Origin of the sequence: Mycobacterium sp. UM_11 (genome assembly GCF_001414075.1) — a bacterium.
GTDB lineage: Bacteria > Actinomycetota > Actinomycetes > Mycobacteriales > Mycobacteriaceae > Mycobacterium.
In genome coordinates this window covers 1-8,430 of sequence record NZ_LATC01000148.1, presented here as the reverse complement: position 1 = coordinate 8,430, position 8,430 = coordinate 1, and the positions used below count along the sequence as shown (strand labels likewise).

The 8,430-nt window shown below is 69.2% G+C and carries 12 protein-coding genes; 7 read left to right on the top strand and 5 right to left on the bottom strand.

Translation table 11 applies throughout. The annotated features are described in order from the left end of the window. Together WU80_RS23160 and WU80_RS23155 are read right to left on the bottom strand one after the other, a co-directional pair. A partial coding sequence (locus WU80_RS23160) for an STAS domain-containing protein (RefSeq protein WP_055405861.1) occupies positions 1–631 on the bottom strand: 631 nt, incomplete at its 3' end. Further along, entirely contained in the window at positions 624–1,640 is a 1,017-nt protein-coding gene (locus tag WU80_RS23155; protein ID WP_055403856.1) for a chemotaxis protein CheB, read from the bottom strand. The genes WU80_RS23160 and WU80_RS23155, both read right to left, overlap by 8 nt. A gap of 134 nt (positions 1,641–1,774) precedes the next feature. On the opposite strand from WU80_RS23155, the gene WU80_RS23150 reads away from it, so the two are divergent. After that, complete coding sequence (locus WU80_RS23150) at positions 1,775–2,032, top strand: hypothetical protein (RefSeq protein WP_055403855.1); 258 nt, start codon at positions 1,775–1,777, stop codon at positions 2,030–2,032. Here the strand turns inward: WU80_RS23150 and WU80_RS23145 are convergent. Continuing rightward, positions 2,026–2,592, bottom strand: a complete 567-nt coding sequence (locus WU80_RS23145; protein WP_055403854.1) for a nucleotidyltransferase — start codon at positions 2,590–2,592, stop codon at positions 2,026–2,028. The genes WU80_RS23150 and WU80_RS23145 overlap by 7 nt on opposite strands. Positions 2,593–2,964: 372 nt before the next feature. On the opposite strand from WU80_RS23145, the gene WU80_RS23140 reads away from it, so the two are divergent. From WU80_RS23140 to WU80_RS23130, 3 genes are read left to right on the top strand one after another with little or no spacing between them, the layout of a single operon-like run. Next, the gene (locus tag WU80_RS23140) at positions 2,965–3,906 is read left to right on the top strand and encodes an acyl-CoA dehydrogenase (protein ID WP_055403853.1); all 942 of its coding nucleotides are present in this window, start codon (positions 2,965–2,967) and stop codon (positions 3,904–3,906) included. Between the two features lie 7 nt (positions 3,907–3,913). Next, positions 3,914–4,684 (top strand): PIG-L deacetylase family protein, encoded by a 771-nt coding sequence (locus WU80_RS23135; RefSeq protein WP_055403852.1) that lies wholly within the window; start codon positions 3,914–3,916, stop codon positions 4,682–4,684. A gap of 50 nt (positions 4,685–4,734) precedes the next feature. After that, positions 4,735–5,499: an endonuclease/exonuclease/phosphatase family protein gene (locus WU80_RS23130; protein WP_055403851.1), complete on the top strand. Its 765-nt coding sequence runs from the start codon at positions 4,735–4,737 to the stop codon at positions 5,497–5,499. A 4-nt stretch (positions 5,500–5,503) separates the two neighbouring features. On the opposite strand, the gene WU80_RS23125 is transcribed toward WU80_RS23130, so the two are convergent. Together WU80_RS23125 and WU80_RS23120 are read right to left on the bottom strand one after the other, a co-directional pair. Then, positions 5,504–5,773 (bottom strand): DUF3349 domain-containing protein, encoded by a 270-nt coding sequence (locus WU80_RS23125; RefSeq protein WP_055403850.1) that lies wholly within the window; start codon positions 5,771–5,773, stop codon positions 5,504–5,506. Positions 5,774–5,890: 117 nt separating this feature from the next. Continuing rightward, positions 5,891–6,127 carry a general stress protein CsbD gene (locus tag WU80_RS23120; protein ID WP_055403849.1) on the bottom strand — a complete coding sequence of 79 codons (237 nt, stop codon included), beginning with the start codon at positions 6,125–6,127 and terminating at the stop codon, positions 5,891–5,893. Positions 6,128–6,290: 163 nt separating this feature from the next. Here WU80_RS23120 and WU80_RS23115 point away from each other — a divergent pair, with 163 nt between their 5' ends. The 3 genes from WU80_RS23115 to WU80_RS23105 all read left to right on the top strand — a co-directional run bounded on the left by WU80_RS23115 (position 6,291) and on the right by WU80_RS23105 (position 8,368). Then, on the top strand, positions 6,291–7,127 hold the full coding sequence (locus WU80_RS23115; RefSeq protein ID WP_055403848.1) for an SDR family oxidoreductase: 837 nt from the start codon (positions 6,291–6,293) through the stop codon (positions 7,125–7,127). Between the two features lie 168 nt (positions 7,128–7,295). Further along, positions 7,296–7,700, top strand: coding sequence for an STAS domain-containing protein (locus tag WU80_RS23110; RefSeq protein ID WP_055403847.1), 405 nt, complete (start codon positions 7,296–7,298; stop codon positions 7,698–7,700). Between the two features lie 269 nt (positions 7,701–7,969). Next, positions 7,970–8,368 (top strand): heme-binding protein, encoded by a 399-nt coding sequence (locus WU80_RS23105; protein ID WP_055403846.1) that lies wholly within the window; start codon positions 7,970–7,972, stop codon positions 8,366–8,368. Positions 8,369–8,430 lie beyond the last annotated feature (62 nt).

Sequence of the window (8,430 nt, the reverse complement as noted above, 5' to 3'; positions counted from 1 at the left end):
GGAGATGTGTATAAGAGACAGGGCGGTCACTGCCGTCCTCGACCGCGACAGTCACGGCGTCCCGGTAACTTTCGATCAGCAGCACCGGTGCGCCCTCGGTGTGGTCGAGGACGTTCTCGACGAAGACGGTGGCGACCGTGGAGGCGACGGGGATGACCTCGCGGCAGTCCCATGCGGTCAGCCAATCGGTGACGACCGCGCGGGCCAGGCCGAGGCTGCCTCGCGTGTGCGGCAGCTCCGCGCGCGCCCGACGCCTCACCTCCGGCGATCGGCTGAGCGCGGCTTCCAGCGCCGCCTCGCGACTGGGGTAGACCGGCACATACCGGGCCACACCGCCCGCGACGATGGCTCGCCTCGCCTCGGGCTTCGCGCACACGAGCAGGATCGGCACGTCCGGCCAGATGCCGACGTGCCAGCGAGCGCTGGTGAAAACCGTCCACGCGGAGGACGCCGGCACGGCAAGCCGGTCCACGTCGACGATCACCGCGCGTGGCTCGTCGAGGGCCGCCTTGATCACGGTGTCGCGGAGGCTTCGATAGGTGAAGCTGTCGAGCACCCCGTCCACCGCCAGGATCGGCACGTCATGCTGCGCTTCGGTGTCGACGCGGACCGCCGACGGTCGCTCAGCCACCGGGTTCACCGCCGTGCGGGGCGTTGTCCGCCAGCCGGTCGCTGAGCACTTGCAGCGCCCGTTCGGTTTCGTCGGCCAGCTCGGTGTAACGCCGCTCGAGTCGACCGGGGCCTACCCTGTCCGCCATCTGACGGGCCAACCGCGCCTTCTCTTGCAGGCTTCGCACGGCCACCCACAGCGCGCCCTCGACTTCGGTATCCCGCGCGCCGAGGAGGGCCTCGGCGGTCCAGGCGTGACCGACCTGGCAGCGGAAGTTGCCCTCGCTGATGGCGACCAGCGAGCCGTTGCAATCCGGGCACGTGTAGCCCGACGGCGTGCCCAGTTGCTGGGTGTCGAAATCGGTCGAGAATCGCGACGCCATGGCGATGCGGTTCTCCAGTTCCATTGCGGTGTCGCGCTCCATTCCCGGATCCTCTAGTTCGCGGTGCGACAGTTCTTTGAGAACGGCGCCGATCTCGGCCGCCGCGGCCTGCCGATCCAGCACGCCGGCCTCACGCGCGTTCATCGGCATCGCGGGGAACAGCGCGTCCTCGGGCGTCTGGCCGATCGTGGTGCCGCCCCGCGCGCGGATCGCGGCCAGCCCCAGCACCCCATCGTCGAGCACGCCCGAGAGCAGGACGCCGATCGCCATGGGCCCGTAGGCCAGCGCGACCGAACGGAACAGCGCGTTGATCGCGGGCCGGTGCCCGTTCTCGGTCGGCCCCTGGGCCAGCACCACGTGGTGGTCGTCGACGAGCAGGTGGCGATCCGGACGGGCGACGTAGATGTGCGCGGGTTCGAGCTCGGCACCGTGTTCGGCCGCGACGGCGGGCAGCGGGCCGCTCCGGTTCAGGATGCGGGCCAGGATGCTAGGCGCGCCGGCCGGGACGTGCAGGGTCACCAGGTAGGCGTAGGGCACGTCCGGCGACAATCCCCCCGCCACCTTCGACAGCGCCTCCACCCCGCCCGCCGAGGCGCCGATCGCCACCACGCCGCGCAGATCATTGTTTTCGCTGCTTGCTGTGAACACTGCCCCTCGACTACCCGCCTCAATCGTAAGTAACCCGCTCCCGCAGGGATAGGCGTTGGCGCCATGCCATCTGATGGGTTTCCACCCCGGCCCGCGCGGGCACCCTGACCACTTGCGGACAAGGAGGATGAATCATGCCGAATTCGTCGATCAAGAATGAAAAGCTGTACAAGGACCTGCGCAAGCAGGGCGACTCCAAGGAGAAGGCGGCCCGGATCTCCAACGCGGCCGCGGCGCGGGGTAAGTCTTCGGTCGCGCGCAAGGGCGGCAAGTCCGGCTCGTATCAGGACTGGACCGTCCCCCAGCTGAGGAAGCGCGCGAAAGAGCTTGGCATGTCCGGGTATTCGAGCCTGACCAAGGACAAGCTGGTAGCCAAGCTACGCAATCACTGAGCCGTGAGGCCGAGCCGATCGGCCAACACCAGGAAGGCGACCGCGTAGTCGTTGTCCGCGGTGCACGCCCTGACCCGCTCCCAGTCCAGCCGCTCGCGCACGGCGCGCACCGCCGGCAACAGCTTGGCGAAGTCGCAGTAGTGCTCGTGCAGGGCGCGCAGTTGCTGGATGAGCACCATTGTGGGCGGCAACACCGGCATCCTGATCGCCAGCACGTCGTGCTGCTCGGCGCAGTCCAGCGTGTTCGATTCCACCCGAACGCCGTTGACGCGGTGCAGCACGTCGACGACCGTGTCGCCGGTGCGCGCCTTGAAGAGCCAGTCCTCCGGGGGCCGCTCCACGGCGAAGCCGGCGTCGCTCAGGGTGGCCACCGCGTCGTCGACGTCGGACTCGGCCACCACCAAATCCACGTCGTGGGTGGGTTCCGGCGCGCCGTAGGCCCACAGCGCGTAGCTGCCGGCCAACGCGAACCGGGGGCCGTTTTCCTTGAGCGCAGAGGCAGCGCCGCGTAGCGCTTCCCGCAGCGCCGCGCCGGGTGCGGGGGGCTCGATGGGTGCCATGGTCCCTAGGTCATACCCCGCTGGCGACGAGCTACAACCTGCGCGGATGTGTCGCCGAGGGTGCTAAGACTGTTTAACTTGCGGCCAATTGGGAAATTCTGTCGAGGTGTTAACCGCTTGGTTAAGCGCCGATGATGCCGCAGCCTTAGTGACCCCCGCCCGCGTCGGGCGGGGGCTATCGGTGGCCGGCCTTCGTGCGCCAGCCCCTGGCGAGGACGACGCCCCGGCCGACCGCTTCGAGGTCGCCGGCCACCGCGTCCACCGCAATACCGAACTCTTCCTCCTCACGTCGGCACGAACCCAGGCTCGGGCGCCACACGGGTTCGCTTTCCGCCTCAGGCACCTGAGGAGATCGGCGGCGGGTGATTGCGCGTGACGGCGGGACTGGTCAGGCATTGGCTCGAGTCGGGACGGCTCGAGCTACCATTACCCGCCTCGGGGCGCACCACCGAACGCTGGCAGCGCCTGGCGTCGCTCGCCGAAGAGAACATCGTCGCGGCCAGGGTTGCCGAAGCCCACGTCGATGCCGTCGCCATCCTCCACGAGTTGGGCGGTAAACCCCCGGAATCCGGTCAGCTGTGGGCGGTTTGGGCCACCGAGTCCCCGGACGCGGTGCTCACCGCCACCGACACCAAGGGGGCGTTCACGCTCACGGGCACCAAGGTGTGGTGCTCGGGCGCCGGGTTCTGCACCCACGCCCTGGTGACCGCCCGGCTCGAAGACGGCTCACGGGGCCTGTTCGCCGTGCAGGTCACGGACGCAAGCGTCAAGCCGTTGCCGAGCACCTGGTGGAACGCCGGCATGGCCGGCAGCGACACGAGGCCCGTGCAATTCACCAATACCCATGCCGTCGCGGTTGGGGATCCCGGCGACTACGTGGACCGGCCGGGGTTCTGGCATGGCGCTATCGGCGTGGCCGCCTGTTGGCTTGGCGGTGCGCGCCGGGTCGCGGATCCGCTATACCGTTGCGCCGGAAGCCAATCCGCCGATGCCTACTCGTTGGCACACCTCGGCGCCGTCGATGCCGCGCTGGCCGCCGGCGACGCGATCCTGGCCGCCGCCGCGGCGCAGGTCGACTCGGACCCGTTCGACCGGAGCGGGACCGCCCAATTGCTGGCCCGGCGCGTCCGCACGGTGGTGGAACACGCGGTCGACGAGGCCATCACCCGCACCGGCCGAGCGCTGGGCCCGGGCCCGCTGTGCCAGGACGGGCGGCACGCCCAGCGCGTCGCCGATCTGAGCATCTACATCCGGCAAAGCCACGCCGAGCGCGATCTCGCCGAGCTCGGGCGGCTGGCGGGCAGCAACCGCTGAGGCCGCCATGACCGCGCCCACCAGCAACAGTGCCCGGTTCGCGGCCAAGCCGCTCACCCACGGCGGCACCCCAGCACCGTTGTGGCTGGCGGCTTTTGAGCGCGGCCCCCTGCCGGAACTGGACCTGACGAGGTGTCGGCGCCTGATCGTCGTGGCGCCCCACCCGCACGACGAGACCCTCGGTGTGGGCGCGATGATCGCCCAACTGGTCGCGTCGGGCGTCGATGTGCGGGTGGTGTCGGTCAGCGACGGCGGCGCCGCCCAGCCCGGGGCGACCCTGTCCGGCCGCATTCGGCTTTCGACGACGCGCCGTTACGAACTTCGCAGGGCCACAAGCGTTTTAGGGGCGGCATCCCCGGTCCGGCTCGGGTTGCCCGACGGCGAGCTGGGTAAGCACCAGGACCGCCTCACCGCGGCGCTGGTGGACATTCTGCGAACCGCAGGCCCCAACGCCTGGTGCGCCGCCCCCTGGCGCCGCGACGGGCATCACGACTACGAAGCCGTGGGCCGCGCGGCGGCGGCGGCCTGCTCGCGCACCGGCGTCGCGCTGCTGGAATATCCGGTCTGGATGTGGCACTGGGCCACGCCGGCCGACCCCGCGGTGCCGTGGGAGCGTGCCCACCGAGTCCCGGCGCCCGGCTGGGCCGTGAATCGCAAACGCCAAGCCGCGCAATGCTATCGGAGTCAATTGCGGCCCGGGCGCGGCGAAACGCCGCCCATATTGCCGCCGTTCGTCCTGCAACGGCTGCTCGCGGTGGGCGAGGTGGTCTTCCGCTGAGCACGCCCCGGCATGACTGCACGAGCCGGAAAGTGGGTAGGAGAACCCCTATGCGTGTGGCGACCTTCAACATCCTGCACGGCCGCACCGTCGGTGACGGGGTGGAGTTGCAGCGGCTGCGTGACTGCGTGCGGTGCCTCGACCCCGACGTGCTCAGCCTGCAAGAGGTCGACTGCGACCAGCCGCGGTCCGACCGCGCCGACCTCACCGCGGTCGCGGCCGAAGCCATGGGAGCCGTGGAACACCGGTTCGTGGCGGCCATCTCCGGCACACCCGGGGCGACGTGGATGGCCGCCACGGGTCGCGAGCAGCCGGGGACCGCGGCCTACGGGATCGCTCTGCTGTCGCGATACCCGGTGGCCAGTTGGCAGGTGGTGCGGCTGCCCCGCATTCCCATGCGCTTCCCCATGTACCTGCCGGGCCCGAACCGGGTGATGGTCGTCGACGAGGAGCCGAGGGCGGCGGTCATCGCGCAGCTGCACACCCCGATGGGCGGGCTGACGGTGGCCAACACGCACCTGTCCTTCGTGCCCGGCTGGAATCGGCGCCAGTTGCGCCGACTGGTGCACGACCTGCGCGGCTTTCCGGGCCCGCGGCTGCTGACCGGGGACCTCAACATGACCCCCAAGGCAGTGCGCCGCTGGTCGGGCATGCGGGCATTGGCCAGCGCCGCCACCTTTCCCGCGCACGCGCCGGACCGGCAACTGGATCACATCCTGACCGACGACCGCCGCCTGCGCGGCAGCGCCGTCGACGCCGAACCGATGGGGATTTCCGACCATCGACCGCTGGTCGTCGACCTCGAACACGAGTGATCGGCTAGCCCATCGCGGTCAGCCGGCGCCTGACCCGCTCGATCTCGTCCACCGAGGGCAGCGCGTCGGTAACCCGGGTGATTTCCACCCCGACGTCCACGCTGGATACCGAACGCGGCATCGGAAACTTTGTCGCCATGGTGGCGACCTCGTCGTCGGTCACCCGGCGCGGCAGCAGCGCCAGCACCGGCGTGTAGCCGTGGGCGGGGGCACCGTTGGGGTAGCCCGCGCGCAGGAACGCGACGATGTTCAAGACGCGATCGCTCAAGCCCATTGGCCACCTCCGGTCCTAGCCGGGGATAACCGGGTGTGGCGGTTTGAAACCTGCCCGCGACGTCGAGACGGAAACGGGGCCCGGCCCCGAGCGGGACCGGACCCCTTCACCAACTAGCTACTGGTTTTCCTTCTGGCGCTGTTCGGCGGCCTCGGCGCCGGCCCGCGCGGACTCGGCTTCGGCCTCCTTCTTGCCCGCGTCACGCTGAGCTTCGGCCTTGTCCTGTTGGGCCTGACCCTCCTCGACCATGTCGTCGCGGCCGAGCACCGTTCCGCCGGCCTCCTTGACCTTGCCCTTCACGCCCTCGACGGCGCCCTTGACGGCTTCCTGCGGTCCGCTCTTGTCATCCCCCATGGGTCGACCTCCCTGTTGGTTACTGTCAATTCGTCCCTACGGCGTTCCCGTCGGCCGACCAGTCAAACGGGAACGTGCGGGCGATCACGAGACCGGACCGCGGCGGAATCGGAACGTTTGAAGCGGGATTCGGCGGGTAGTAATCAGCGACCAACGAAAGCGGGTGAGGCTGCTGACCACCATCGCCGTCATCGGAGCGACCGGCACCGCCGGCGCCCGCGTCGTCGCCAGGCTCAGGGCCCGCGACGTCGCGGTCGTGGAGGTGTCCCGCGCGCATGGCATCGACCTGTTGAGCGGGGAGGGCCTGTACCGGGCGTTCAAGGGGGTCGATGTGGCGATCGACGTGTCCAATCCAGTGGCGGACGACGGGCAACCCACCAATCCGCAGGCGTTCACCACCGCCTCGCACAATCTCATGGGTGTGTGCGCCGCACGGGAGGTGCAGCGCCTGGTGGTCTCGACGATGGCGGGCATCGACGACCCGGTGTTCGACGGGGTCCCGTTCTTCGAAGCCAAGCGGGCGGCCAAGGAGATCCTGCTCGACGGCCCGGTCCCGACCACCGTGGTGAAGTCAACCACGTGGTACGAGTCGGCCACCGGCCCCGCGGGGCCGGTGACTTGTGACGGGGACAAGGTGATTGTCGAAGACTGGCTGATTCAACCGATCGCCGCCGACACCGTGGCCGACGTGATCGTCGAGACGGCCCTGGGACAGACGCCCACGCCGCGCACCATCACCGGCCCGAACACGATTCGGCTGCCCGAGTTGACCACCAAAGTGCTTGCCCAGCAAGGTGATAGCCGCCCGGTACGCGCCGTGCAGCCAGCGGCTGCCCCGCTCGCCGCCGGAGCGCTGCTGGCTCCGGATCGCGCAATCGTGCTGGGCCCCGACCTCGATACCTGGCTGCGCACCCAGGCGCCCGCGGTCACGGACGGTACGAAGGACGGCCGCGAGAACGCGGCCGCGTCGCTGCACAGGCCGGATTTCTCCCGGGTCTGAGCGGGCGCACGAAGCCAAGAAACGAAGAGTTCTGCCGGCGAAAGCCATTTCCTCCCCCGCAGCCGGGCCGGGGGCTAAGGTCAGCTCAGGTTGAGTCCACAGCTGCCCCCTATCGAGCGGCCCTGGGCAACTGGTCGCTCACTCATCACAAGCCGGACGGGCGATCCGATGACTGCTCAACCCTTCCGAGCCGAGGAACGGCTCGACTGCTATGAAATCGATTGCGCCGGGGCGCGACTGCACGTGCGGGTGCATGGAGTGGCCACCGTGTTGCGCGTCGAGGGAGAGATCGACGCGTCCAACGCCGACCTCGTCGCACAGGCGGCCCGCCGGTTCGTGCGGCTGCGGGTCCCGCTGATCCTGGATGTCAGCCTCGTGGACTACCTCGGCAGCGCCGGCCTTCGCGCGCTGCTGCTCGTCGACGACGAGTGTCGGCTCGCCCGTCTGCACTGCAGCGTCGTCGGCGGTGAGGCGCTGCACCGGCTGACCCGGCTTGTCACCGGGCTGCGCTTGCCGTTGGTCGATTCGGTGGCCGACGCGCTCGAGCTGATCCGGGGAACCATTCGCGGGTGAGGACCCGTTCAGAGCCGACTGCGGGTCACGATTTCGTCACGAAGATGATCACGATTTCTTAAGAACCACACGGTTTTCCTTAAGGATTACCGCAAAAATTGATCGCCGACTTAGTGAACGACCGCGTTCCGTGCCGGATCGGCGGGTTGGCGGTCGTCCGGTCGTCGTCAGCGAACGCGACCACTTTTTTTCTTCCGCTACGTTGGTTTTCGAGGATCGGGAGCCTCGTTGGAAAGAACAGATTCACAATTTCGAAGGACAAACCCATCATGAAAATCAGCAGTATTGTCGCGCGCCGGCGTCTGGCCGGCATCAGTGCCGGCTGCCTGCTCGGGGGAATCGCCATGGGTGTCGTCGGCGCCCCGTCGGCGGCCGCAGCGCCCGACTGCAGCCCCGGCGGCGTGAACGCCACCGTTTCGTCCGTCCAGGGCTCGGCCGAGCAGTACCTGGCGGCCCATCCGGGTGCCAACCAGGTGGTCACGGCCGCCTACGGCCAGCCGCGTCCCGAGGCCGAGTCGAGCCTGCGGGGCTACTTCACGGCCCACCCGCAGGAGTACTACGACCTGCGCGGCATCCTGGCCCCGATCGGCGACACCGAACGGCAGTGCAACGTCAAGGCCCTGCCGCCGACGCTGGAGTCGGCCTACCAGGAATTCATGGCCGGCTGATCCGGCTGCGAGATGCGACCCGCCACGACGCTGTGGCGGCTGTCTCTTATACACATCTGACG